This window comes from Rhodococcus sp. F64268 (genome assembly GCF_023015605.1).
In the GTDB taxonomy this organism is placed as follows: domain Bacteria; phylum Actinomycetota; class Actinomycetes; order Mycobacteriales; family Mycobacteriaceae; genus Rhodococcus.
The window spans coordinates 358986-384565 of record NZ_JALKAI010000004.1; the positions used below are offsets into that span (position 1 = coordinate 358986).

The 25580-nt window shown below is 64.7% G+C and carries 23 protein-coding genes; 14 read left to right on the plus strand and 9 right to left on the minus strand.

What is annotated here, in order from left to right:
- Positions 1-71: 71 nt before the first annotated feature.
- The 3 genes from MWU77_RS12010 to MWU77_RS24715 are packed head-to-tail and all read left to right on the plus strand — an operon-like array spanning position 72 to position 2523.
- Positions 72-455 (plus strand): nuclear transport factor 2 family protein, encoded by a 384-nt coding sequence (locus MWU77_RS12010; protein ID WP_247273787.1) that lies wholly within the window; start codon positions 72-74, stop codon positions 453-455.
- Complete coding sequence (locus MWU77_RS12015) at positions 455-1432, plus strand: alpha/beta fold hydrolase (RefSeq protein ID WP_247273788.1); 978 nt, start codon at positions 455-457, stop codon at positions 1430-1432. The genes MWU77_RS12010 and MWU77_RS12015 overlap by 1 nt, the downstream gene beginning before the upstream one ends.
- Before the next feature lie 38 nt (positions 1433-1470).
- Positions 1471-2523 (plus strand): DUF6777 domain-containing protein, encoded by a 1053-nt coding sequence (locus MWU77_RS24715; protein ID WP_308198793.1) that lies wholly within the window; start codon positions 1471-1473, stop codon positions 2521-2523.
- 24 nt (positions 2524-2547) lie between these two features.
- On the opposite strand, the gene MWU77_RS12025 is transcribed toward MWU77_RS24715, so the two are convergent.
- Both MWU77_RS12025 and MWU77_RS12030 read right to left on the minus strand, forming a co-directional pair.
- Positions 2548-3234: an SDR family oxidoreductase gene (locus tag MWU77_RS12025; RefSeq protein WP_247273789.1), complete on the minus strand. Its 687-nt coding sequence runs from the start codon at positions 3232-3234 to the stop codon at positions 2548-2550.
- Between the two features lie 24 nt (positions 3235-3258).
- A complete protein-coding gene (locus MWU77_RS12030) occupies positions 3259-3909 on the minus strand; it encodes a vancomycin high temperature exclusion protein (protein ID WP_247273790.1) in 651 nt (216 codons plus the stop codon).
- A gap of 51 nt (positions 3910-3960) precedes the next feature.
- Between MWU77_RS12030 and MWU77_RS12035 the strand changes: the two genes are divergently transcribed.
- A complete protein-coding gene (locus MWU77_RS12035) occupies positions 3961-4971 on the plus strand; it encodes a PHP domain-containing protein (RefSeq protein ID WP_247273791.1) in 1011 nt (336 codons plus the stop codon).
- Between the two features lie 7 nt (positions 4972-4978).
- A complete protein-coding gene (locus MWU77_RS12040) occupies positions 4979-6412 on the plus strand; it encodes an NAD(P)/FAD-dependent oxidoreductase (protein WP_247273792.1) in 1434 nt (477 codons plus the stop codon).
- Between the two features lie 6 nt (positions 6413-6418).
- Here MWU77_RS12040 and MWU77_RS12045 read toward each other — a convergent pair whose 3' ends face one another.
- From MWU77_RS12045 to MWU77_RS12055, 3 genes are all read right to left on the minus strand, one after another.
- The gene (locus MWU77_RS12045) at positions 6419-7225 is read right to left on the minus strand and encodes an enoyl-CoA hydratase/isomerase family protein (protein ID WP_247273793.1); all 807 of its coding nucleotides are present in this window, start codon (positions 7223-7225) and stop codon (positions 6419-6421) included.
- Positions 7222-8655 carry an acyl-CoA synthetase gene (locus MWU77_RS12050; protein ID WP_169689037.1) on the minus strand — a complete coding sequence of 478 codons (1434 nt, stop codon included), beginning with the start codon at positions 8653-8655 and terminating at the stop codon, positions 7222-7224. The genes MWU77_RS12045 and MWU77_RS12050 overlap by 4 nt, the downstream gene beginning before the upstream one ends.
- Before the next feature lie 193 nt (positions 8656-8848).
- Positions 8849-9493, minus strand: coding sequence for a winged helix DNA-binding protein (locus MWU77_RS12055; RefSeq protein WP_169689036.1), 645 nt, complete (start codon positions 9491-9493; stop codon positions 8849-8851).
- Between the two features lie 272 nt (positions 9494-9765).
- Here MWU77_RS12055 and MWU77_RS12060 point away from each other — a divergent pair, with 272 nt between their 5' ends.
- Genes MWU77_RS12060 through MWU77_RS12095 form a run of 8 tightly spaced genes read left to right on the plus strand, consistent with a single transcriptional unit; the run spans position 9766 to position 18759 of the window.
- Complete coding sequence (locus MWU77_RS12060) at positions 9766-10959, plus strand: Rieske 2Fe-2S domain-containing protein (RefSeq protein ID WP_169689035.1); 1194 nt, start codon at positions 9766-9768, stop codon at positions 10957-10959.
- Positions 10960-10963: 4 nt separating this feature from the next.
- The gene (locus tag MWU77_RS12065) at positions 10964-12019 is read left to right on the plus strand and encodes a 2Fe-2S iron-sulfur cluster binding domain-containing protein (RefSeq protein WP_247273794.1); all 1056 of its coding nucleotides are present in this window, start codon (positions 10964-10966) and stop codon (positions 12017-12019) included.
- Between the two features lie 28 nt (positions 12020-12047).
- Positions 12048-12926: a VOC family protein gene (locus MWU77_RS12070; protein ID WP_169689034.1), complete on the plus strand. Its 879-nt coding sequence runs from the start codon at positions 12048-12050 to the stop codon at positions 12924-12926.
- A 5-nt stretch (positions 12927-12931) separates the two neighbouring features.
- Positions 12932-14263 (plus strand): amidase, encoded by a 1332-nt coding sequence (locus MWU77_RS12075; RefSeq protein ID WP_169689333.1) that lies wholly within the window; start codon positions 12932-12934, stop codon positions 14261-14263.
- Positions 14253-15587, plus strand: a complete 1335-nt coding sequence (locus tag MWU77_RS12080) for a M20 family metallopeptidase (protein WP_169689033.1) — start codon at positions 14253-14255, stop codon at positions 15585-15587. The genes MWU77_RS12075 and MWU77_RS12080 overlap by 11 nt, the downstream gene beginning before the upstream one ends.
- Positions 15584-16339, plus strand: a complete 756-nt coding sequence (locus tag MWU77_RS12085; RefSeq protein ID WP_169689032.1) for an aspartate/glutamate racemase family protein — start codon at positions 15584-15586, stop codon at positions 16337-16339. The genes MWU77_RS12080 and MWU77_RS12085 overlap by 4 nt, the downstream gene beginning before the upstream one ends.
- Positions 16340-16348: 9 nt before the next feature.
- A complete protein-coding gene (locus MWU77_RS12090; RefSeq protein ID WP_247273795.1) occupies positions 16349-17209 on the plus strand; it encodes an alpha/beta fold hydrolase in 861 nt (286 codons plus the stop codon).
- Positions 17206-18759, plus strand: a complete 1554-nt coding sequence (locus tag MWU77_RS12095; RefSeq protein WP_247273796.1) for an NAD(P)/FAD-dependent oxidoreductase — start codon at positions 17206-17208, stop codon at positions 18757-18759. The genes MWU77_RS12090 and MWU77_RS12095 overlap by 4 nt, the downstream gene beginning before the upstream one ends.
- Before the next feature lie 18 nt (positions 18760-18777).
- Here MWU77_RS12095 and MWU77_RS12100 read toward each other — a convergent pair whose 3' ends face one another.
- Complete coding sequence (locus MWU77_RS12100; protein WP_247273797.1) at positions 18778-19803, minus strand: pirin family protein; 1026 nt, start codon at positions 19801-19803, stop codon at positions 18778-18780.
- A gap of 14 nt (positions 19804-19817) precedes the next feature.
- Positions 19818-20702, minus strand: coding sequence for a spermidine synthase (locus MWU77_RS12105; RefSeq protein ID WP_247273798.1), 885 nt, complete (start codon positions 20700-20702; stop codon positions 19818-19820).
- A 62-nt stretch (positions 20703-20764) separates the two neighbouring features.
- On the opposite strand from MWU77_RS12105, the gene MWU77_RS12110 reads away from it, so the two are divergent.
- Entirely contained in the window at positions 20765-22102 is a 1338-nt protein-coding gene (locus tag MWU77_RS12110; RefSeq protein WP_247273799.1) for an amylo-alpha-1,6-glucosidase, read from the plus strand.
- A gap of 85 nt (positions 22103-22187) precedes the next feature.
- Here MWU77_RS12110 and MWU77_RS12115 read toward each other — a convergent pair whose 3' ends face one another.
- Together MWU77_RS12115 and MWU77_RS12120 are read right to left on the minus strand one after the other, a co-directional pair.
- Positions 22188-24269: a PhoX family phosphatase gene (locus MWU77_RS12115; protein WP_247273800.1), complete on the minus strand. Its 2082-nt coding sequence runs from the start codon at positions 24267-24269 to the stop codon at positions 22188-22190.
- Between the two features lie 102 nt (positions 24270-24371).
- Positions 24372-25559: an alpha/beta fold hydrolase gene (locus MWU77_RS12120; protein WP_247273801.1), complete on the minus strand. Its 1188-nt coding sequence runs from the start codon at positions 25557-25559 to the stop codon at positions 24372-24374.
- Positions 25560-25580 lie beyond the last annotated feature (21 nt).

Genomic DNA, 25580 nt, shown 5'->3' on the forward strand with positions numbered 1-25580 from the left:
GGACCCTGGCCGAGTATGCGATCGTGCACTACTCTGCAAAATAGAACACGTTCTAACATCGAAGGGGCATCATGGCACCGACTCGTGAAGCAATCCGCGACACCGTCGAGGACTACGTCCGCGCAGTGGCGAAGGGCACCGTCGACGATGTCCTCGCGCTCTACGCGCCGGGTGCGACCGTCGAAGATCCCGTCGGCACTCCCGCCCGCACCACGGAAACGGAGATCCGCGAGTTCTACAGCGTGATCGAACCGCTGGACCAAACCGGTGAAGTGCTCACCCTCAAGATCGCCGAGAACAATGCCGCTTTCCTCTTCCGCCTGGTCACGCACCTGGGTGAGCAGGACATGGTGATGGAGGTCGTCGACGTCATGACCTTCGACGACGACGCGAAGATCACCGGCATGCGGGCGTATTGGAGTCAGGACGACATGCAGACGGTGCCCGCGACCTGATGCCTGTCCGCTCGGTCGAAATCGATGGTTTCACGTGGAACATTCACGACGAGGGCAGAGGACCCACGGTCGTGCTGTGCCACGGATTCCCCGGCCTCGGCTACAGCTACCGGCATCAGGTGGAGACACTTTCCGCGGCGGGCTACCGCGCGGTTGCTCCCGACATGCCGGGTTATGGAGGCACCGACCGTCCGGAGTCCGTCGAGGACTACACCAACGTCGCGGTCGCGGATCGGTTGACGAGGCTCCTCGATGCACTCGGCATCGAACGAGCCGTGTTCGTCGGACACGACTTCGGTGCGCCCGCCGCGTGGACGACAGCACTGCGGCACCCGGGGCGGGTAGCCGGGCTGGTTCTGCTCTCGGTGCCGTACTCGCCGGATCGCCTGCCTTCGCGCCCAACGGAGTTGTACGCGGCGATGGCGCGCAAGCACTTTCTGCACCTGCACTACTTCCAGCAGCATGGTGTCGCCGAAGCCGAACTGGATCCGCGCGCTGCGGAGTTTCTTCAGCGACTGTTCTTCGCGCTTTCGGGTGGATATCGGTACCTCGATGTCTGGGACCATCCGTCGGAGGGGCGCGGATACCTCGACGTGCTGCCCGCCGCGCCGGAACTTCCGTGGGACTGGCTCAGCGCAGCGGAACTCGAGCATTACGCGAGCGAGTTCTCCCGTAGCGGATTCGGCGGTGGCCTCTCGTGGTACCGCGCCTACGACGCGAACTGGGAGGCATCCGCACAATACGACGGTGCGCACCTCACAGTGCCGACATTGTTCGTCGCCGGGGCATCGGATCCCGTGATCACGATGTCTGGACCGCACGCGCTCGACCGCATGCGGCAGACCGTGCCAGACCTTCGCGGGATCCATCTGCTCGACGGTGCCGGACATTTCGTGCAAATGGAGCGCCGGCGCGAGGTCGACGACCTGTTGCTCGGTTTCCTTGCGGACTTGTATCCGCGTGAACGAACCGAATAACCCGGCGCGGCCGGTCTCGTCGACCTAGGCTGACGAACGTGGCCCCCGACACCGCAGTACGCGGATGCGGACTGGTGCTCGCCCTGACCGCGCTCGTGGTAGGCGCGTGTTCGTCCGGCGGTTCCGGTTCTCCGGATCCCGTGCGACTCGACATCGCGACCGCGCAGAGCGACCACCCCTGGACCGGACTTCTGCTTCCGGCCCAGGTTCCTGTGGCGGTCCCGCCACCGCCGGACGACGCGCTCGCAGAGTCCGGAGATCCGGTGTCGCAGGACGGAACGCCCGCGGTCGCAGGTGACCGTGTCGCGCTCTACGGGGGAAGCCTCGACCGGGAACTGTGCGACCGGAACGAACTGGTCGCGACCCTTACCAGCGATTCGGCCAAGGCTGCCGCCTGGAAGGCCAAGGTCGGCGCCGACGACATCCTCGAGTACACGAGCGCCCTGACCCCGGTGCTGCTCCGCGCGGATACCCGCGTCACCCGCTACGACTACATGGACGGCACGGCACGCCCCGTCCAAGCGGTACTGGAAACGGGGACCGTCGTGCTCGTCGACGACCACGGAATGCCGCGCGTGCGATGCGCACGCGGAAACCCACTTTCTCCACCCGTACTCGCAAGTGACACCGACATCGAAGGCACCCAGTGGACGGGGTTCGATCCCGAACGACTGCTCGTCGTCCAGGCGGCAGCGGATGCGGTGAATGAGTTGAAGGTCGTCGACATCACGACCGGTGACCTGCTTGCGGTGCCGATCGGTGCGGGCCCGCTCGCTCCGAGTGCGCCGCCACCGGCCCCTTCCGAGACACCGGAGTCTCCGCAGACCCCCGATGCCGTCGAGCAGAACCCGGCCCCTGCACCGGTCCCGGTGCCGAGACCTCAGGCAGAGGCAGTACCTCCGCCGCAAGCGCCACCGCCACCGCCCCCTCCGGCGCCCGAGCCGCCACCTCCCCCGCCCCCGGCACCCGAACCTGCGCCGCAGATCCCGCCGCCACCCGCACCCGCACCCGCGCCAGCTCCACCGCCGCCGCCGCAGATCCGGATCAATGTTCCGGGCGCACCTCCGGTGGTCATTCCCCTACCGTTCTGAGTATGTGACCAGGACAGTGCGTGCTCAGGACTCGGGCGGCGACCACGGCCGCAGTATGATTTCGGCCGGATGCGCATCGGCGGGAGTATCGATGGCGTTTCGGACGGCACGCGCCACCGTCGATGCCTTCAGAAACCGCGAAGGCTCGTAGTCGTTCCCCTCGCTCGCGACGATGGCACGTTGCATGTCGGTGTCGATGCGACCTGGGTGCACCGACGTCACCCGCAACGCAGGTTCTTCGAGACGAAGCGCGTCACCGAAGGCACGCAGCGCGAACTTGCTCGCGGCATACGCGCCCCACCCGGGGTTCGCACGGATACCGGCTCCCGAATTGATCAGTACGACATGCCCGCGTGCGGACCGCAATGCCGGGAGCAGCAGTCGAGTCAGTGCAACCACGGAGAGAAGGTTCGCGTCCATCATGTGTCGCCACTGTTCGACCGAACTGTCGGCGATGGTTCCGAGTTCGGCCGCGCCCGCATTGTGGACGAGGACGTCGAGCCGCTCGATCCCGGCCGTCGCAGCAGTCAGTGCGGCGTGATCGAGCAGGTCGACGGGCCACGGAGTGGCGCCGGGGAGTTCGTCGGTGATCGCGGTGAGTGAATCGGGCCTGCGGCCGCCGAGGAGGAGGTTGTGGGTGGGAGCGAGTTCGCGGGCGATCGCGGCGCCGAGGCCGCGGCTCGCTCCGGTGATGAGAGCTGAAGGTCGCATCCGATCACACTAGGACGGGCGACTTCAGTGGGCAGCGAGAATCTCGGCGAGTGTGTCGTCGGGAGGCGTCGATATCGCCGGGTCGCGGGGAAAGCGGAGCTCCAGGAACGCCTTCGGGCGCGACAGAACCCATTCACGCAGGTGACTACGCACCTGCGACCGGTACCGCACCTGCCCGTCCGCTACGACGCCGGTCGCGTCGATGCCCGCGCGCAGGCACAATGCGACAGCGCGCGCCACATGGAACCGTTGCGTAGCGATGTTCGCCTGTCTTACCCCGAACGTGCGCACGGCCCGCTGCGCAGTGTCGAAGGTGTCGAGGCCGTACGGGTCGGCGACGATGCGGTCGCGATCCACGCCGCGTGAGGTGAGGTAGTCGATCATCGCGGTGATCTCGTCGCCGGAGCGTCCCGCGGCGTCACCGGAGACAAGAACTGCCCGGGCGCGTCCGTCCCGGACGAGCGACACCGCGACATCGAGACGTCCGCGCAGGAATCCGCCAGGTTTGCCGTCTCGTACCCGCGCGCCGGGCACGATGACCACGGCGGCAGGTGGTGCGTCGGCGAGACTGTACATCCTGCCGCGAGCAGAGGACGCGACCTGCGACGATACCCACAGCAATGCCGACACGGTCGCGACGCATCCGGAAAGCAGCACTGTGCGACGTCTCGACATGCAACCCACATTACGGAGCGCAACCTGTGCGGACACGTCCACAATGGGGTGATGGACCCGGTGGCCGCTCTTCGCGAGGTCGCGTTCTGGCTCGAGCGTCAGCACGCGTCGACCTACCGTGTGCAGGCATATCGGAACGCGGCCGACGTGGTTGCGGGACTGTCCGACGTCGCACGGCAGAAGCATCGCCGCGCCGACGATTGGACCGAACTCGCCGGCATCGGTCCGAAGACGGCCACCGTGATTCGGGAGGCGTTCGACGGCGTACCCGAATACCTGCGAAGTGTGCGCGCCGACGCCGAACCGATCGGCGTCGGCGGGCGAGAACTCCACGACGCGTTGAAGGGCGATCTGCATACGCATTCCGACTGGTCCGACGGCGGTAGCCCTATCGACGAGATGCAGCGGACCGCAACGACGATGATCGGCCACGAGTACATGGCCCTGACCGACCACTCCCCCCGTCTGACGGTCGCGAATGGGCTCAGTGCCGAACGACTGCACACACAGCTGGCCGTCGTCGCGAAACTGAACGAGAGCGCCGAGGGCACCAGGATCCTCACGGGCATCGAGGTGGATATCCTCGACGACGGGTCGCTGGACCAGGATGAAGGACTCCTCGCCGAGCTCGACATCGTCGTCGCGAGCGTGCACTCGAAGCTGCGAGACGACCGGGCGACGATGACCAAGCGGATGCTGCGGGCCGTGCAGAATCCGAATGTGGAAGTCCTCGGGCACTGCACCGGCCGGCTCGTCACGGGTGGTCGCGGGCAGCGCCCGGAGTCGACGTTCGACGCGGAAGCGGTGTTCACGGCGTGCCGTGACTACGACACGGCGGTGGAGATCAATTCGCGCCCCGAGCGTCGTGATCCACCGTCGAGGCTGATCGATCTTGCCCTGGATATCGGGTGCCTGTTCTCGATTGACACCGATGCGCACGCTCCTGGGCAGCTCGATTGGCTCGGTTTCGGCTGCGAACGAGCGGCCGAGCGTGGTGTCGAACCCGACGTCGTGATCAATGCGTGGCCGATGGATGATCTGTTGACGTGGACGAGGCGGTAGGAGCGGCGTGGAACATCTCGATGTGCTTGTCGTCGGCGCAGGGCTGTCCGGCATCGGTGCCGGATACCGGCTGCAGACGCAGTGTCCCGACCGCACCTACGCGATCCTCGAGGCGCGCGAGAGTATCGGTGGCACCTGGGATCTGTTTCGGTACCCGGGGATTCGGTCCGACAGCGATATGTACACGCTCGGATTCCCGTTCCGTCCGTGGCGCGGAGAGAAGTCGATCGCCGACGGCGCGAGCATTCTGCAGTACGTGCGCGACACCGCCGCCGAGTACGGCATCGACGACAAGATCCGATTCGGGCATCGCGTCGTCTCGGCGTCATGGTCGACCGCCGCCGCGCGCTGGACGGTTCGAGTGGAGTCGGCGGGTACGGAGATCGAACTGAGCTGCGCTTTCCTGTATTTGTGCAGTGGGTACTACAGCTACGAATCCGGCTATCTGCCCGACATTCGCGGCCTCGGTGATTTCGCCGGAACCCTCGTGCATCCCCAGTTCTGGCCTGATGATCTCGACTACGAGGGCAAGAGAGTCGTGGTGATCGGCAGCGGCGCCACCGCGATGACGCTTGTGCCGTCGCTCGCGGACAGAGCCGAGCACGTGACAATGCTGCAGCGCTCGCCGTCGTACGTGATGTCGTTGCCGTCGCGCGATCCGATCGCGAGACGCATTCGGAAATACCTGCCCGACAAGATATCCCATCGGATCATTCGCGCGAAGAACACGGCGACCAATCTCGGTTTCTACCAACTGTGCCAGCGTCTTCCCGGAGTGGCGAAACCGGTGCTGCGCCGGCTTGCGCAGCGTCATCTGCGCGACGGTTCGGCGGTGGAACCGCACTTCACCCCGAGTTACCGGCCGTGGGATCAGCGCATGTGCCTTGTACCCGATGCCGATCTGTTCAAGGCCCTCAACTCGGGTGCTGCGGACATCGTGACAGACCACATCGACACGGTCACCGAGAAGGGTGTGCAGCTGAGGTCGGGCGACCATCTCGATGCCGACATTCTCGTGACCGCGACCGGGCTGCGCCTCGTCCCGGCCGGCGGTCTCGACTTCACGATCGACGACCAGAAGGTGGATCTCGCCGACCACTACACCTATCGCGGGATGATGCTCAGCGGCGTACCCAATCTCGCGCTGTGTCTGGGTTACACGAACGCGTCGTGGACGCTGCGCGCTGACCTCGCATCGCTGTACGTGTGCCGTCTGCTCAATCACATGCGGGCGGGCGGGTATCGCGTTGCGCGCCCCGAATCGCATCACGACGCCTCGCCTCGGCCGCTGCTCGGTTTGACGTCGGGCTACGTCACCCGTTCGGAAAGTATTCTGCCGAAACAGGGTTCACGTAGCCCGTGGTTGATGCGACAGAACTATCTGCTCGATCTCCCCGCGATGCGATTCGGCCGGATCGACGAGTCGATGGACTTCGCCTGAGTCAGCTCACAAGACCGAGTTCCATTCGTCGAGGTCACCACCGTGCGGTCGGCGGAACTGGGGCGACCGGCCGGAGAGGAATGCCTCGAGTCCGATCTCGAGATCTGGGTTGTGGGTGTCGATCCACCGGCGCTCCACCTCCTCGTTCAGTTGTCCACAGGCGGCAGCGTCGATCATCTCCTTGGCGGCGCGCTGTGTGATCGAGGAGCGCGCGACGATGGAGTCCGTCAAGGCCGTGATATGGGAGACGAGTGTATCTTCCGGGACGACCTCCGTGACGACACCGAGTCGTTCGGCAAGGGAACTGTCTATGTGGTTGCCCGTGATCACCAGGCGCTTCGTCGTGGCCGGGCCCAGGATGCGCACCATTCGACGGATCGTCCGCGCCGGATAGATCACACCGAGTTTTGCTGGGGTAAAAGCGAACTCGGAACTCCTCGCCGCGACCCGCACATCGCATGCCAAAGCGAGCTGTGCTCCTCCACCGATGCAGTATCCGCGGATGGCCGCGATGGTGGGTTTGGGGAAGTCCGCGAGTGCTTCCTCCGCGTCGGTGACTCGCTCCTCCATGCGGATACCTTCTGCGCGTGCCGAACTGAGTTCACGAATGTCCATACCGGCACAGAAGTGGGCTCCCGCGCCGGTGAGCACGACCACCGACACGGTGGGATCGTCCGCGAGTTCGCCCAGTACAGAGATGAACTCGTCGATCATCTCACCGGTGAGCGAATTGTGGCGGCGCGGGTGATCGATGGTGAGTACAGCGATGTCGCGCTGGAGGTCCGTACGTATTTCTGCACGCTCGGTACTCATCGCTGCGCCGAGTGCTCGTCGATCAGGATCTTCTTCTGGACCTTACCCATCGCGTTGCGCGGGAGGGTGTCGACGAACCGGATCTCGCGTGGACGTTTGTGGATCGAGAGGGTGTTCGCGACGAAATCGGGCAACGCACCGTTGTCGTGGCAGTCGCCCACCACGTAAGCGACGATCCGCTGACCCAGATCGTCATCGGGAACACCGATCACTGCGGCTTCGCGAACATCGGGATGGTTCAGTAGAGCCTGCTCCACTTCTCCTGCCCCGATCCGGTATCCACCGGACTTGATCATGTCGACCGATTCGCGTCCGACGATCCGGTGGAATCCGTGCTCGTCGATCACGGCGATGTCACCGGTCTTGAACCAGCCGTCCTCGGTCATGGACTCTGCGGTCTTGGCAGGGTTTCCGAGATACCCGTCGAACAAGGTGTCGCCCGTGACTTCGAGTCGGCCCACGGTCTCCCCGTCGTGGGGGATCGGCTCGCCCGCCTGATCGACCAGGCGCGTCCGTACCCCGGCGATGGCCCCGCCCACCCATCCGGGCCTGCGTTCGCCGTCGGACCGGGTGCTGACAGTGATGAGGGTTTCGCTCATCCCGTATCGCTCGATCGGCGCGTGGCCGGTGAGCTCGACGATGCGTTCGAACAAGGGTACCGGGAGCGGGGCACTGCCGGAGACGAGGAGCCGTGCGGATGCGAGTGCCCGGGCAGCCGCGGGGTTCGCGCATATCCGCGACCACACGGTGGGAACACCGAAGTACAGCGAACCCGAAGCGGCGGCATATGCGTCGGGAGTGGGTCGGACGGTGTGCACGAGCGGTGAGCCCTGCCGCAGGGCTCCCACGGCACCGAGGATGAGACCGTGCACGTGGAACAGGGGAAGTCCGTGTACGAGAGTGTCCTTCGAAGTCCATTGCCACGCCTCGGCCAGCCCATCCAATCCGGCTGCAATCGCGGAGCGCGAGAGCACGACACCCTTCGGGGCGCCGGTGGTGCCGGAGGTGTACATGATCATCGCAGTGGTGGCCGGGTCGGGCTCGTGATATGTCGCGGACGACCTGGCCTGTGCATCGACCGGGACGGTGGGAAGTGCAACATCCTCGCGCGCGGATCCGAGCCAGATCTGTGCGGCGGAGTCCTTCAGGATGTGACCGCGTTCGGCCGGACCGGAGTCCGGAGGCACGGGAACGGCTGGGACACCGGCGATGAGGCACCCGGTGACTGCGATGACGGTCTCGATGCTCGCGGTGGCGTCGATCGCCGCGCTGGACGCGCCGGCGATCCTGTCGGCCACGGCCGTTGCTGCGTCGATCAGTTCGGTCCGGGTGAGAGTGCGGTTGCCGACGCGGACTGCGTCGCGGCCGTCGTCTCCGCGGCCGGTGTCTTGGAGCGCGGTCAGTAGTGGCAGTGGTGCGAGAGCTGACATGGGATCCCTTTCGGGAGGCAGAGGGGGTGGCCGTACACAATCGGAGCGGGGTGCTACCTGTGGGCCGGCCCAGCTTATGAGGGCCTGCACATCCCGTCAACCATCGACATCGAAATAGATTGCATCAACGCTGCTTTCGAAGCGAGGGGACGTTCGTTACCGACCGGTGTCGGTGTGATGGTCACACGGGCGGTCAGGACTGTGCGCGCTTGGTTCGTGAGCGGACTCGACCGGTCGGTTTCGTGGGGGGCTCGGTGTCGGCTTCGCTGGGGAGGGGATCGAAGAATGCGGCCGTGTTGATCGTTGCAAGGTCGCGGCTCGCCGCTTCGTACAGGCCGGTGAGGATCTGCATCGAGCGAACCGCGTGCTGCATCTTCGTGACGATGTCGTTGAGTTCTTCGAGGTTGGCCCCGAGGGTTTGCCTGCGTAGCTGGGCGTACCGATCCGAGATCTCCCGGCCGGTCGGAGTCACGGTGAAGACCGACGACGTTCCTGATTTGGTGCGCTCCAGCAGCCCGAGACTCACAAGTTTCCGGAGGTTGTACTGCAGATTCGGCAGATCGTCTCGATTGGTCAACTGGGCGATCGTCGCCGTGTCCTTCGACCGTTCCTGCATGCGAACGACGTGGAGGGCAACGACCTCGTTGAACGCCAGATCGATGTCGGCGGCGACTCGGATTGCCTGGACCGCGAACCGTTGGAATCCGCCCTCCACCTGCAGAAGCGCGAACTCGAAGGCGGTCAGCCCTTCCTCGTATGCGGTTTCGGCGAGGTGCCAGCGCCGCCCCGGTGCCAGTGGTTCGGGTTTGCCGGATGGCCGGGGTTCGGTGCTGCTCATCGTCTCTTCCGCTGGCTGATCGTCGAGGGGCTGCGCTGTGTGCGTGGCGTGCTGAAGGCAGATGCTACCGGAGGTCCCCGCCGGGCCGTTGTCCGATATTCAATAAAAAATTGATTGACTTTCCATGAAACCTGGATATTGTGGTCTGCAACACTCCAAAGTGTTCAGACTCCGAGTCGATGGGCTCATCAGCCCGGGCCCTTCGACTCCGCTCCGCACATCGATGCGGACGGAAAACCCCATTGCGACCACATCATCCGGAGGTCACTTCGATGACTGCTACCTCTCACAGCGGCTCGTCCGCCGGAGCCACTCGCCAGTACGCGCCGTACGTCAAGGCCGACTGGGGCTACGCCAATCACTGGTACCCCGCCTTGCTGACCCACGAACTCGAAGACGGCACCGCCAAAGGTGTCACCATCGGTGGGCATGACATCGCCATACGTCGTTCCGCAGGCAAGTCCTATGCGGTGTCCGACCGCTGCATTCACCGGGGCGTCAAGCTCTCGGCCAAGCCGATGTGCTTGTCGGAAGGCACCATCACCTGCTGGTATCACGGGTTCACTTATGGACTCGAGGACGGCACCCTCACCACGATTGTGGGTAACCCCAACGATTCTCTGATCGGGAAGGCGGGCATCCGCACCTACCCCGTCGAGGAGGTCAACGGGATCATCTACGTGTTCGTCGGAGACGAGGATTACGGCACTCCGCCTCCGCTCAGCGCCGATCTACCAGCTCCGGTCACCAACGACCCCAACGATTCCCCTGTTCCACACCTGCTCGACGAGGGAATCGTCATCCGTGGCATCCACCGCAAACTGGTGGGTAACTGGCGACTTGCCGCGGAGAACGGCCTCGACCCCGGCCATCTGCTCGTGCACTGGGACAACCAGATCCTGGTGGCGCTGGATCGGGCACTTCCGCTCGGCGTCAACGCCCTGACCGACACCGCAACCGAAGAGATCGATATTCCCGACGGTCCCAAAGGCGTGATGAACCGCTACGACCGTCCCGACCTCTACGAGCCGGTACTGGACAACCCCAAGGTCAACATGAAGGCCCGCGGTACGGTCCCGCACTATTTCCGCACGTCACTGTGGGTTCCGGGTGTGCTGATGGTCGAGCACTGGCCGATCACCGATCACGTGCAGTACGAGTTCTACGTCCCGATCGACGATCACCACCACGAATACTGGGAGATCATCGCCACCCGTGCGAGCACGGACGAGGACATCGCAGAATTCAACTTCAAGTACGACAACTTCATGCTCCCGCTCGCACTCGAGGGCTTCAACAACAGTGACGTCTTCGCACGCGAAGCCACCGAGGAGCATTACACCCGATTCGACGGGTGGAACAACGAAATGCTCTGCGATATGGACTATTCCATCGTCGCCTGGCGCAAGATGGCGTCCCGCCACCCGCGCGGCTTCTTCGAGTCGCCCTACGAGGACGAGGACTAGGACCGTGTCGATCGCCCCGACCGATGTACTTGCGGAGCGTGCAATGGCCGCACAAAGCAATGTCAGTCTCAACTTCACGGACGGAACCAAGACGGTAACGGTGCCGGCAGGTAAAACCGTGCTCGAGGCCGCAAACGATGCCGGCGTCCGGCTGGTCAGCCAATGCACGGTCGGTACCTGTGGAACCTGCGTGGGACGGGTCACCCGAGGTGACGTTGTGATGCCGGAGGGTCGTGTGTACTCGATCAAGCAGGACGAGATCGAGTCCGGTGAGCGATTGCTTTGTCAATCACACGTATTCGGTGACTCGGAGATCGATCTCGACTACCCGGCATCGATGCTCGACGAATACCCCGTGATCACGACGACCGCGAAGGTCGGGGTGGTCACCTGGATCGGTGACACCGCGGTGGAACTGCAACTCAAACTGCCCAAGTCGGTGCGCTTCGCATTTCGAGCGGGACAGTACGTACGCATGAAGGTACCCGGAACCGACGAGTGGCGCTCCTACTCGATGGCCTCCGGCGAACGAGACCGTAAGAAACTCACCTTCATAATCCGGGTGCTCCCCACAGGTGCCATGTCGGACTATCTCCGCAACCATGCGACGGTAGGAGACCGGATCGAGATCGAGGGCCCCACCGGCAGATTCGGTCTCTCTGACGATCTGGGTCCGGCACTGATGATCGCTGGCGGCACAGGACTGGCGCCGATGCTGTCGATGCTCGAGAACCTGCAGACCGCACGCGGCGAGCATCCGATCCGACTGGTTTTCGGTTGTAGCCGTGAGGCCGACCTGTTCTATCTCGATGAGTTGGAGGCCCGTACGGAGTTCATGCGCACGCTGGATGTGCGCGTGGTTGTCGATGAGCCGACCGCGGTCGCCGGGGTGCTGGAGGGTAATCCGGTCAGCGCCCTGAGCGTGGAGGACGTCGACGATCCTCTGACCTCCGCCTACCTGTGCGGTCCGCCCGCCATGTTGAAAGCCGCGGAGGAGCGGCTGCTCGAACTCGGGATGCCCGCCGAGCGGATCCACGCCGAACAATTCCTACCCAGCTGACTCTCAACTTCCGAACAAAGGCAAGCGAATGAGCGTTTCCCGTCTGGGCGCCTTGAGTGTCGAGGTCGCCGACCTCGATGCCTGGCGTCACGTGCTGGTGGATCTGCTGGGGCTGCACGCCCGCCCCCGCGAAACCGACCAGGATCCGTTGCTGATCCGAATCGACGACCACCACCACCGCATCGCGCTGTATCCCGCGGAGCGGGACCGTATCCGGTCGATCACCTGGGAGGTCGACAACCCCGACATGCTGCGGACTCTCGCAGACCGGGTCGCGGCCGAGGGTATCGAGATCGAGTGGGTTCCGGCCGGGCCCGCGGAAGAACGGCTTGCCGTCGAGGCCTTCCGTTTCGTCGATTCCGAGGGTTTCCCCAACGAGATCTGCTTCGGACCCACCATCGATCACACTCCGCTCGCCCACGGCGATGTGATCAGTGGATTCGTCACCGGCGGCCTCGGGCTCGGGCATGTGGTACTGATGTGCCGGGACTACCCGGCCGCCGTCGACTTCTACACCCGAGTCCTCGGCTTCGCGCTCACCGACTACATCGTGTGGGATGGTGCCGACGCGACGTTCCTGCGTTGCAATCCGCGACATCACAGCCTCGCCTTGATGAACGAATGCTTCTCCTTCACAGGCGGCGATTTCAATCACCTGATGATCGAGACGGCGTCGCTGGACGATGTGGGCCGCGCATACGACATCGTCACTGCAGCAGGTATCGATCTCCAGATGACTTTCGGTCGTCACACGAACGACGGCGTGACGTCCTTCTACATGCGCACTCCGTCGGGATTCGCGATCGAGATCGGCTACGGCGGGGAGATCATCGATCAGGACGAGTGGGAGGTCAAGACCTTCCGATCGCCCTCGCGGTGGGGGCATGAACCCCAGAAGGCCGGGTGACCTCGATGCGCGGCGCTGCGACGTCCACGTCCCCCATGGCAGATATCCTCGCCGACGAGAGCCGCAGTGTCGACGCGGTCGAACATTGTCTGGCGAGGATCGACGAGCGCGACGATACGATCAAGGCTTGGGCGTACCTCGACCCCGAGCTCGCGCTGGCCCAGGCGGCGGCCCGTGACTCGGAGCGACGCCGTTCGCCTCTGCATGGAATTCCCTTCGGTCTCAAGGACATAATCGAAACCGGAGACCAGCCCACCGCCTACGGATCCGACCTGTGGGAAGGCCACCGGCCGGCCGCGGACGCCGAGGTGGTTCGGCGGCTGCGGCGGGACGGTGCGGTAATCATGGGTAAGACCACCACCACCGAGTTCGCCACCTACCGGCCTGCCGAGACCCGCAATCCGCACAACACCGATCACACGCCCGGCGGTTCCTCGAGTGGATCCGCCGCCGCGGTGGCCGACGGACAGGTTCCCTTGGCGCTGGGAACCCAGACCGCGGGATCAGTGCTGCGGCCGGGTTCCTTCTGCGGTGTGTTCACTCTCAAGCCGACATACGGGCGCTGGCCGTTCGACGGTGTACTCCCCGTCGCACTGACCTTCGACACGGTCGGAGCCTTCGCGCGGCATCCGGCCTGGCTCGGCGCGATCGACGAATCGCTCTCCACCGCAGGAGACTTCCCACCTGTGACAACCGTGCTTCCCGCACTGAACACGTTGCGTGTCGGGGTGCTGAGGCCTCCGTGGGCCGACCGTGCGACCCCGGCGGCTGCTGCCCTGTTGGAAGAGTTCGTCGCCGGCCTTGCAGGGTTCGTATCCGACACGATCGATGTGCACGTCCCGGCCGACCTCGCCGATCTCGACGATGCACACACCCTGCTCATGGCGGCCGAGGCATCCGCCGCGCTCGCTGGACGCCTCCGCGGACGGCCTGAGGGAAGCCCCAGCGCCCAACTGACGAGCTTCCTGGAGTCCGGACGGGAAGCGCCTGCAAGCTCGATCCAGCACGCCAGGACAGTACTCAGGCGATCGCGCAGCGTCACTGATCGCGCGTTCGACGATGTGGACCTGTTGGTGACGCTCGCTGCGTCCGGCGAAGCACCCGAGATCGGCTCCGGGACAGGGGATCCTGTGTTCAACAAGTTCGCAAGCGTAAGCGGATGCCCCGCCGTGGGCCTTCCGGCCGGACGAGGAGAACACGGTATGCCGCTCGGAATCCAACTGGTGGCACCGCCACACGCCGACCAGTCACTCGTACGCATAGCGACCTGTCTGACGGATCGTGCCGGTCTGACGGCGAAGCTCGGCGTCCAGGAAGGAGACAAAGATGACCGATAGCTCGCCGACCGAAGTGCTCCTGCTCGACGGTCATCGCCGTGAGCTGTACGAGGCCGTATGCGCCCGGCTCGACGCGGATCGATTCCGGGACCTGCTAGTCGACCTGATCGGCATTCACAGCCCTACCGGCCAGGAACGCGCCGCGTCCGAGTTCATGGCGACCCACCTGCGTGATCGGGTCGGTATCGATGCCCGATACCAGCCGATCTCCGAGAACACCGGCAACGCGATCGGAGAGTTGCGCGGATCTGGTGGTGGAAGCAGGCTGTTGCTCTACGCCCCCATCGACACGCACATCGACCCGGAATCGGATGTTCCCTGGGTCGGAAAAGACCTGCGGCCCGACATGCTTCCCGAGGCGAGTGTGCACGGAGATCTCGTCGTCGGCCTGGGTGCCTCGAACCCGAAATGCATGGTGGCCGGGCTCACCGAGGTCATGCACGCTGTCGTCGACGCCGAGATACCGCTGATCGGCGATCTCGCAATCGGATTCGCAGGTGGCGGAATGCCTGTGACGATGAGCAAACGCGACAACGTCGGAATGAGCAGCGGTGTCTTCCACCTGCTCACCCACGGGATGGCACCGGACCATGCCGTCGTACTCAAGCCGTGGTGGGCGGTATATCCGGAAGAGCCGGGTATGTGCTGGTTCAAGGTGTCGGTACGTGGCACCTTCGGATACGCTGGAATTTCAAGGGGCACAGAAGGATTCCGATCTTCGATCGTGCCGGCGGCGACGGTGATCCAAGCGATCGAGGAGTGGCTCCCCGAGTACACCGCGCGCAACACCTCCGGTTCGACCATCCCTGAGGGTTGGATCTCGGCCGTTCGGTCGGGAAGCCCGGACAAACCCGCCTTCCCGTCCGCGACCACGGAGATCTGTCTCGACGTCCGGGTCAACCCCCGCGTGACCCCGGGCGATGTTCGACACCAGTTCGCGCAGATGATCGACGGCATGTGCAAACGCCATCCCGATCTCGATCTGGATTGGGAAATGTACGGCTCGCTACCCGGTGGCATGACCGATCCGAACAATTGGATCATCCAGTCGTGCCGGCGCGGATGGGAGGAAGTCGAGGGCCGTCCGTACTCCACGACACCGCTCCTCGGTGGGCAGACCGACGGCACCCTCATCCGACGTCTCGGAATTCCCTGCGCGCGTATCGGATACCCATGGCCACCGGCCACAACCCCCGACGAGCTGAAAGACGGATTGGGAGGGATGGGCGTCGCCTCGGTGAGCGACGTGATGATGGCGACCAAGGCGATAGCCTATGCCGTCGTCGACACCCTCACCCGCACCAGAGAGGACCTCGAGCTGTGAACCGTGTACTCAACATCGTCCCCGTCCCCGTACCTCCGGAAGCATTGGATGCCTTTGCTGCTCAACTCGGTGGCGATTTCGTCCACCCGACCTTCGAGAACGTGTTCGTCTCGGCCAAGGCCGGCGGCGCGACGCTCGACAGCGCCTACGAGACCACCCTGGCCGACGCCTTTGTGCTCGATGCGGGGTGTCGGGCGGAGGAGGAAGGTTATGTGGGCGTCTGTGTCAATTCGATGAGCGACTCCGCACTCGCTGCGCTCCGTTCACGATTGACGATTCCGGTGGTCGCGCCGAGTCAGGCAACCATGTTGCTCGCATGCCTGCTGGGGAAACGCTTCTCGGTCGTCACTATGTGGCCCCAGTGGCACGAGTTGTATCACAAGGCGGCTCGGGAGAACGGGATCAGCGGACGCCTCGCATCGGTGCGGGACATCGGAGTCCGCCCCGATACGGCCGAACTCCTCGCAGGGAAGGAGGAGTTCGTGTTCGCCGAACTCGAGCGTCAGGCGCGTGCGGCCGTGGATGAGGACGGGGCCGATGTCATCGTGCTCGGATCCACCACCATGCACCAGAGTCACGCGCATCTGTCGTCGGTGCTCGATGTACCCGTTCTCAACCCCGGAGTGGTCGCCTACAAGATGTGCGAAACGCTCGTGCAGACCGGATTGTCGCACAGCAAACGCGCATACCCTTCGCCCGAGCACCCCCAGGACGACCTCCTGTTGTCGGTCGCCTCGGTCTTCCAGAGCTAGGAATCCAACATGACACACGCAACCAATCCTGAAATCGGGAAAACCCTCCGCACAGCAGGGTTCGAAACCAACTACCACGATGTGGGCAGCGGACCGGGATCCCCCGTGCTGCTGCTGCATGGTTCGGGCGCCGGTGTGTCCGCGTGGGCGAACTGGCGTGGGTTGATTCCTGTTCTGGCGGAGAACTTCCGGGTGATCGCGCCGGACCTGGTGGGATTCGGATACACCACGCTACCCGACCCTGTCCGATTCGAGATCTTCGATACCTGGATCGACCAGATCCTCGCTGTGCTCGACGAATTGGGCATAGAGAAGGTGCATGTCGTCGGGAACTCGTTCGGCGGTGGGCTCGCGCTTCACCTCGCAACCCGATTCCCTGAGCGGCTCGACCGCATTGTGCTCATGGGCTCGGGCGGCGTCAAGATCGATTTTACCCCCGAACTCGACGCACTGTGGGGATACACGCCTTCGGTGGAGAACATGAAGACCATCATGGACATCATGGCGTACGACAGGTCGCTCGTCACCGATGAACTGGCCGAACTGCGCTACCGCGCCACCATCAGGCCGGGTGCTCAGGAAGCCTTCGAGCAGGTGTTCCCGGAGCCGCGGCAGCGTTGGCTCGATGCGCAGATCGTGGCGGACGAGGATCTTGCGAAGATCGAACACGAGGTGCTGATCCTGCACGGCCGAGAAGATCGTGTCGTGCCGCTCGAGGCCTCACAGCACCTGTTCGACGTCATCCCGAACTCCCAGCTGCATGTGTTCGGCAAGTGCGGGCACTGGACACAGATCGAGCATGCGGCCCGATTCCAGCAGTTGGTCGACAGTTTCCTCGGTGAAGCCCGGGTACCGGAGACAGTCCAGTGAACGAGTCAGGGGCGTCGATTCGGGAGAGCCGCGGCCCGGGCTCGAAGAAGGTCGCGATCATCGGCGCCGGTATCTCTGGACTGTGCACCGCAAAGGTGCTGAAGCAGTTCGGCTTCGACGTCGTCGTGTACGACCGGACTCCCGATGTGGGCGGAGTGTGGAGCGAGACCCGTCGTTATCCGGGTGTGATGACCCAGAACAACAAGGGCACCTACGCATTCTCGGATTTTCCGATGCCGCGGTCCTATCCGGAATGGCCGTCGGGTGCCCAGGTGCAGAGCTATCTGGCCGGCTACGCCGAGCACTTCGGAGTGGACCGGCACCTGAAGCTCGGTACCGAAGTGACCTCCGCGTGCCAGGATGAGAACACCGGACGTTGGTCGGTCTCGACCCGTGACATCGACACCGGAGAGGTCGAGGACCGCTGGTACGACGACCTTGTGATCGCCAACGGCATCTTCTGCGACCCGTTCGTGCCGGCATATCCGGGCGTCGACGAATTCGAGAACGCAGGCGGTCGACTGTGTCCGGCATCGGACTTCCATGATCTTGCCGACGCGGCAGGCAAGCACGTACTGGTGGTCGGTTACGGAAAGTCCGCGTGCGATGTCGCAGAGGCTCTGAGCGAGGTCACCGCGACGATGACGGTCGTTGCCCGCGAGGTGACCTGGAAGATGCCGCGCAAACTCGGAAATATACTCAATTACAAGTACATTCTCCTGACACGGCTCAGCGAGGGCTTGTTCGAGCACATCGAACAACGCGGATTCGCACGGTTCCTCACCGGCCCCGGCAAGTTCCTGCGCAACGGAATGTTGGGAACTATCCAGCAGATCGTGCGGCGGCAGCTGCCGCTCGATCGGGTCGGCTTGCTGCCCGAGGGGCCCTTCGAGCGTCTCGTGCGCCACGCGGTGAGTCTGGTGACCGAGGGATTCTACGACAAGGTGGAGTCCGGCATGATCGAGGTGCGTCGCGGCACCGTCATTACCGCCCTGCATGAGAAGGACAGTCGCGCAGTCGCAGAACTGTCCGACGGCAGCATAGTGTCGGCCGACGTCATTGTGTGCGCAACAGGATACGAGCAGCGGGTACCGTTCCTGGACGACGAGGTCCAGCGGAGCCTCCTCGATGAGGACGGCAATTTCCAGCTCTACCGTCAGATCCTGCCCCTGGATGTGTCCCATCTGTATTTCGTCGGCTACGGGTCGTCGCTGTTCAGTCCGCTCGCCGCAGAGGCCGCCGCGCTCTGGACCGCGAACCACATGCTCGGTGGTGCCGTGCTGCCGCCGCTCGAGCAACGCCGCGAGTTTGTTCGGGCGCGCCTGGACTGGATGGTCGAACGTACCGAGGGTAAACCCGCCCGCGGCACCAACATCATCCCGTTCTCGCTGAGGCACGTCGATGAGATCCTCGACGAGATCGACGCCAACGTGAGTCCCCTGATCAGATTCTCGCAGTGGATTCTGCCGGCGCGACCCTCGTCGTACCGCCGATCGACGAAGGCATTGCTGGCGAGACACGGCGTGGACGGCGTGTCGTCGGCACGCTGAGATGCACCCGCGAAACGGTCAGGGGCGTTCGACCCGTCGGTCGGGATACCGCGCGAAACGTCCGGTGTCCGCCGGATGAACGGGATCGTTGCTCTCCCAGGGCCAGCCACCGAATCCGGTGCGGCGGTAGTCGTCGAACGCCTGCTGGATGCCGGCCTCGTCGTTGAGTACGAACGGACCGTACTGTGCGACGGGCTCGCCGATCGGGCGTCCCTGCAGCATCAGGATTTGGGTGGTGTCGTCGCCACAGCGGAGCGTGATGGGTACGGAGGCGTCGACGACGACACCGTGCCCTGAATTCACTTGCCGGTCTCCGATCGTCACCGGAGAACCGTTGTAGACGTAGAGAACACGCTGAGTTTCTGATCCGGCAGCAGGGGGCAGAGCCCACTGTGCGCCGGTAGACAGGTCGATGTTCCAGATCGCCACGTCGGTGTCGGGGCGTGACGCCCACGAGTGCGGCGGGGGCGCCGGAGCGGTCGCGTCGTCCAGCTTTCCTGCAAGGACTCGGACGGCGACGGTCCGATCGGTGTCGTCGGTGAATGTCACCGTCGGTGTGTCCTCGTTCCACAGCATCGCGAAGTGCGGGTCGGCGGTCTTCGACTCGGCGGGCAGATTGAGCCAGATCTGGAACAGCTCGAGCGGATTCTCGTCCTCTTGATTCAACAGCGGAAACATCTCGCTGTGCACGACGCCGTGTCCTGCGGTGAGCCATTGGGTGTCGCCGCCGCCGAATCGGGCGGATGCACCGACGGAGTCGGAGTGGTCGATGAAACCCGAGCGCACGAACGTGACTGTTTCGAACCCGCGGTGCGGATGGCCGGGGAAACCGGGGACGGTGGTGCCGTGATACATGTTCCACCCCGAAGGGTTGCCGAAATCCTGCCCGAGCGGCCGCCCGTCGAGCGATGCATCCGGTCCGAGATCCGCATTGCCCGCGGGATACGCATCGACGTGGTGGGCGACGAACAGGAACGGGTCGATCGTCTGCCAGGGCGAACCCAGTTCGAAAACCTGCAGTACGGGCGAATGTGTCGAAGTCATGCAGGCTTCAACAACTAGGAGGGCCGGGGTGTTCCCGGCCCGGGCCGCCGGGGTGCCTCGCTGTCGTCGAGGACCTTCGAGCCGGCCGCGAACGTGCGTGTTTGCTCCGTGTGTTTGATCTGTGCGGGCACGGCACCACCGAGCAGGTCGCGAATCAGGGCGTCGGACTCTCCGAGCGGCCGGTCGCTGCCCGCGATGATGAGATTGCCGTAGCGCCGGCCTTTGAACATTGCCGGATCCGCGATCATCACGGTGTGCTCGAACACCGAGCCGATGGTCGCGGCCTCGCGTCGGGCGGTGGTCAGGTCGCGGGTATCGCCGCAGTTCACGACGTAGAGACCACCGGGCGCCAGCACGCGTCTCGCCTGTCGCGTGAACTCGACGGTCGTCAGCGCCACCGGTGTCCGGTCGATCGCGAACACATCGCGGACGATGACATCCCGCGTTGCGTCGGTGAGTGAGGTGAGAACCGACCTGGCCTCGCCCACCCGGATCCGAAGCAGCGGTGCGCGAGGTAGATCGAACCACTCGCGCACCAGCTCGGCGAGACGCCCGTCGATCTCGACGACGACCTGCCGGGCCTCGGGATACGTCGCGGCGAGGTACCGCGCCATGGTGCACGCACCGCCGCCGAGGTGCAGGACACGCAACCGCGTGTCGCGTGAGAAGTGACTGTGCACCAGCATCGTGATCCAGCGCATGTACTCGAACTCGAGAAGCGTCGGATCGTCCGGGTCGATGTGGGAACTCGGCACGCCGTTGACCTCGAGAATCCATCCCGAGTCGCGGTACGGGTCCTTGATCAGCTCACACGTACCCGTATCGGTGTCGTACAACCCTGCGACCGGTACATGGCTCGACACAGTCGGCTTGGCCCGGCCAGCCCTGCGTCTGCCCATGTGACGAGCCTAGTACGAGACGCCCGAGGTGCGTATTCGACCGAAAGCCGGAGAATGGGACGATGCCGGACCGCGGATTCACCCCCACCCAGCTCGCCGCACGCGCTGCGTATCTACTTCGCGGCAACGACCTGGGCACCATGACCAGCGCTGCGCCCAAGCTGTACCCGCACATGTGGAGCTGGGACGCGGCGTTCGTGTCGATCGGACTGGCTCCGCTGAGTGTGGAGCGCGCCGTAGTCGAGCTCGACACTCTCCTGTCGGCGCAATGGTCGAACGGCATGATCCCGCACATCGTGTTCGCGGGCGGTGTCGACGGATACTTTCCCGGGCCGTCGCGGTGGGAATGCAACCGGCTCGCGGCCCACGCACCGAAAGGGGTACAGACCTCCGGGATCACTCAGCCGCCGGTGCACGCGATCGCTGTCCAGCGCATCCTCGACCACGCTCGCCGACACGGTCGCAGCACCCGCGCGGTCGCCGATGCGTTCCTCGATCGGCGCTGGCCCGATCTGATGCGCTGGCATCGCTGGCTCGCGGAGGCTCGGGACATCGCAGGCAACGGACGCATTGCGATCTTCCACGGATGGGAGTCCGGTATGGACAATTCGCCCCGGTGGGACGCCGCCTACGCGAACGTCGTCGTCGACGCCGTCCCCGAATTCCGACGCGAGGACCTCGCCCATGTCGCCGATCCGGGTGAGCGACCCAGCGATGTGGAGTACACCCGTTACCTGTACCTACTCGAGGCGATGAAGGCCGCGCGGTACGAGGACGACGTGCTCGCCGAGACAATGGGTTTCGCAGTGGAGGACGTTTTCGTCAGTGCTGTGTTCGCGTTGTCGTGCGAGGTACTCGCCGAGATCGGCGAGGAAGAGTCGCGCCCCCACGCCGACGTACGGGAACTGCGCGAGTGGGCCGACCGGTTCCGCCGCGGCATCGTCGACTCGGCCGATGCGCGGACGGGCGCAGCGAAGGACTTCGACCTCAGAACCGGGAAGTGGGTGGCCACAGACACCCTCGCGATGTTCGCGCCGCTGCTCAGCGGAGGGCTGGATCGGCCCGTCGAGCGGTCGTTGCTGCGCACCTTCGAAGGCCCGAAGTTCTGCGGCCACCCCGATCTGCGCTACGCGGTGCCACCGTCCACGTCGCCGGTGTCGCTGGACTTCCGGTCGCGGGAGTACTGGCGGGGCCCGGTGTGGCCCGTCATGACGTGGTTGTTCTCGTGGGTGTTCGCGCGCCGCGGCTGGATCGAGCGCGCGAACACCCTGCGAGCAGAAGGGCTGCGGCAGGCCAGTGGCGGCTCGTTCGCCGAGTACTACGAGCCGTTCACCGGCGAGCCTCTGGGAAGCATGCAGCAATCCTGGACTGCCGCAGCGGTTCTGGATTGGTTGGGTTAGCGGCTTCGCCGCGAGATGGCCGAATGTCACCTTCGGCAAGTTGGAATGTACGAAGGTGACATTCGGTCATAGGGGTGATAGGTGGTCAGATGCCGATCCGGCCGCCCCCACTCTTCCATGCCGCGACCACCGACGGGCGCGGCTGCGAGTCACCGCCGTCGGGCCAGTGCGACCCCGGGCTGTCCCACGATGCGTCGTCGGTCTCGCCCGGATGCTGGACGCACACGACGACGCGGCCGTCCTGAATGATCGGCCCGCATGTCTCGGCGCCGACCGGCACAGTGAGGAACTGCTTCGTCTCACCGCGGCGCGGCCCATCGAGGACCACGGCGAACAGGCCGTCGTTGGAACCGAGCGCGTTTCCGTCGGTGGAGATCCACAGGTTGCCGTGTGGATCGAACGCGAGGTTGTCGGGACACGAAATCGGACTGACCTGGGACTTGTCGAATCCGCCGAAGTAGGTGTCGGCGGCGGCCGGGTCACCGCACACCAACAGGAGGTTCCACGTGAACGACGTACCGGCGTGGTCGTCGTCGATCTCGAGGACCTGTCCGTTCTTGTTGTTGTTGCGCGGGTTGGCTTCGTCGGCGGCAGCGCCACCGTCGACACCGCGCTTGGTGTTGTTGGTCAGCGCGACGTAGACCTTGCCGGTGACGGGGTTGGCCTCGAAGTCCTCGGGCCGGTCCATCTTGGTGGCACCGACCCTGTCGCCCGCCAAGCGGGTGAACACCGCGACTTCTTCGGCACTCATCCCGTCGACGAGGGATTCGCTCGTACCGTCCTCGTTGGCGCGCAGCAGGGGAATCCACGTTCCGGTACCTGTGAATGCTCCGCTCTCGGGTAGATCTCCCGAGCCGTCGACGGCATCCGGGTTGTCGCCCTCGAGCACCGCGACGTACAGCGTGCCCGCGTCGAGCAGTGTCATGTTGTGAGCCGTCGCGGCGCGGGAGTTTCCATCCTGCATCTTGCGGGACGAGACGAACTTGTACATGTAGTCGAAGCGCTCGTCGTCGCCGCTGTACGCGACGACCGTTCCGTCACCGGTGACGTGGATGTTGGCTGCTTCGTGCTTGAAACGGCCGAGTGCTGTGTGCTTGACAGGCGTCGACGTGGCGTCGAAAGGATCGATTTCGACGACCCAGCCGAACCGGTTGACCTCGTTGGGTTCTGCTGCAATATCGAACCGGCGGTCGAAGCGCTCCCATTTGCGGCCGGATGCGCCACCTTCGAGTCCGTACCGGGCGAGGCGTTCGGCGCCGGCGGGGTCGGTGACCGTCTCGGCGTTCGCGAAGTACTGGTTGAAGTTCTCCTCGCCGGAAAGCACGGTACCCCACGGGGTGACGCCACCCGCACAGTTGTTGAGTGTTCCGGCCACCCGCGTACCGGTGGGGTCGGCGGTGGTCTTCAGCAGGTCGCTGCCCGCTGCCGGGCCTGTGACCAGGAACTCGGTGGTGCCGGTGATGCGCCGGTTGTACTCTCCGAACTCCGGTGTGAGACGCCCGGATCCGGACTCGCCCTTGACCTGGACGACCGACATCCCGTGGTTCGCGATGCCGATGCGGACCTGCTCCTCGGTCGGGTTCTCCTCGTCGTACCCGGCGAACATGAACGGTTCGGTGCTGTATTCGTGGTTGACGACGAGCAGGTACGTGTTCGGGACACCGTCGACGGGCAGCAGGCCCGCAAAATCGTTGTTGAATCCGAACTGTTTCTCCTGCGCCGCTGCAGTCTGATTGTCGATATCGAAGTCGGGGGCGTCCGGGAGGACCTTGTCGCCCCAGCGGATCACGACTTCCTGCTCGTAGCCCTCGGGCACGGTCACCGCATCGTCGGTGTTGGGAGCGACGGCGACGAAGTCGGTGCCGGCGGGGCTGGGGCCGAGATCGGCAGCACCCTGGGCGCCGCCCTCTGCCGGTGCGGCAGCGGAATCGTCGGAGCATGCGACGAGCGCGCCTCCGGCGCCCACGGCGAGTACGGCCATCGCGCCGCCACGCAGCACTCCACGCCGAGACACCGCGTGACGCACGAGGTCTCCGAAATAGGCGCCGCCGGAGGTGTTGGGCACGTTGTGCGAGCACGCGTCGCCGCACTTGTACTTGCAGGTGATGTTCGAACGTGACGACTTGCCGTCGTGCATGACGATCAGAGGTAAATCTTTGCGGGCCACGGGGCTGTCTCCCTCATCTTCTAGGTACAACCGAGGGACCGTAGAAGCCGGAAGCGTGTCGAAGGCAACGAGAAGGTGAACGCAGGGTGAGTGTTTCGAAGATCACGGACCGGCCGACGGGCCGGATGGCGGCACGCTCCCGGTGTCGTCCTCGTCGTTCTCGCCGGGTCGCAGGTCGATGAACGGTTCGATTCGCTTGATGATCGCGTCGTTGTAGGCCTCGGGCGCCTGGATCGGATTGGCGTGCCCGGTGTGATCGAGCTTCGCGACGAGCAGTGTGCCGTCGACCCCGCCGGAGTGGTCGACGAGGGCCTGCTGTGTGTACTCGACGTCCACGACATGATCGTTCGACGCATTCCGTGGCCGCACGAACACGATTGCAGGACGCACCTTGTCGTCCTGTTCGGCGGCGAGTGCACGCAGGCTGTCGGAAGCGCCGGAGGCGACGATCGCCTGGAACTGGGATTCGATCAGACCGTTGCTCGCGGCGTCGGTCGACAGAATCTTGTCGTTCAGCACCTCCTCGACGACGTCGATGAGTTCGGAACCGTCGATGCGCCTGTACCAACGATCCGACGGAAGCACGAACCGGTGCTGGCGTGCCGCGATCTCGACGGTCATCCGCATGATTCGGCTCTCGCGGGCTCCGGGGATCCAACCGATCCAGCGCAGCAGGTCCTCCCCCGCATCGCGACTGTCGGCACGTACGGCGTGCAGATCTATCGGTGTGCAGTCGAGGATCACTCCGAGGACGTCGAGAGGTGTGTCCTGATACAGGTGCTGCGCGACCTCGAGCGCGATGATGCCACCCATGCTGTGGCCGGTGAGGATCACCGAGTCGATACCGAGGGTCTCGGCGCGTGCCGCTATCAGGCGGCTCACCACGGCGGTGTCGAGACCGGAGTTGTCGTACTCGACTGCCCACACTTCGCCGAGGCCGCTCAGGGCAGGCAGGTGGGATGCGGTGTCCGTGGCGTCGAGATTACCGAGGCCGACGAGGTCGACCACGGCGGTGTCGCGGTCGTCCCGGTCGCGTGCCTCGTAGATCTGATGGATGCGCGGCTGCGTGTCGGCGAGTTGTTCGCGCATCGGCGCAACGTCGAAATGCCAGTATTGCGTGTAGAGGGCGACGAACGGCACGATCGCAATCGCAGTGCGAGCGACGAAGCGGCGCAGCCTGCCGAATCGAACCCAACTGTGGCCGGTGCGGCTGTCACGCAGGCGCCGCCTCCGGCGGGCGTCGTCCCAGTCGCCGGCGGTGCACGGTGGAAGCGTCGGTACATCGGGCATGCACGTTCGATCGTAGAGACG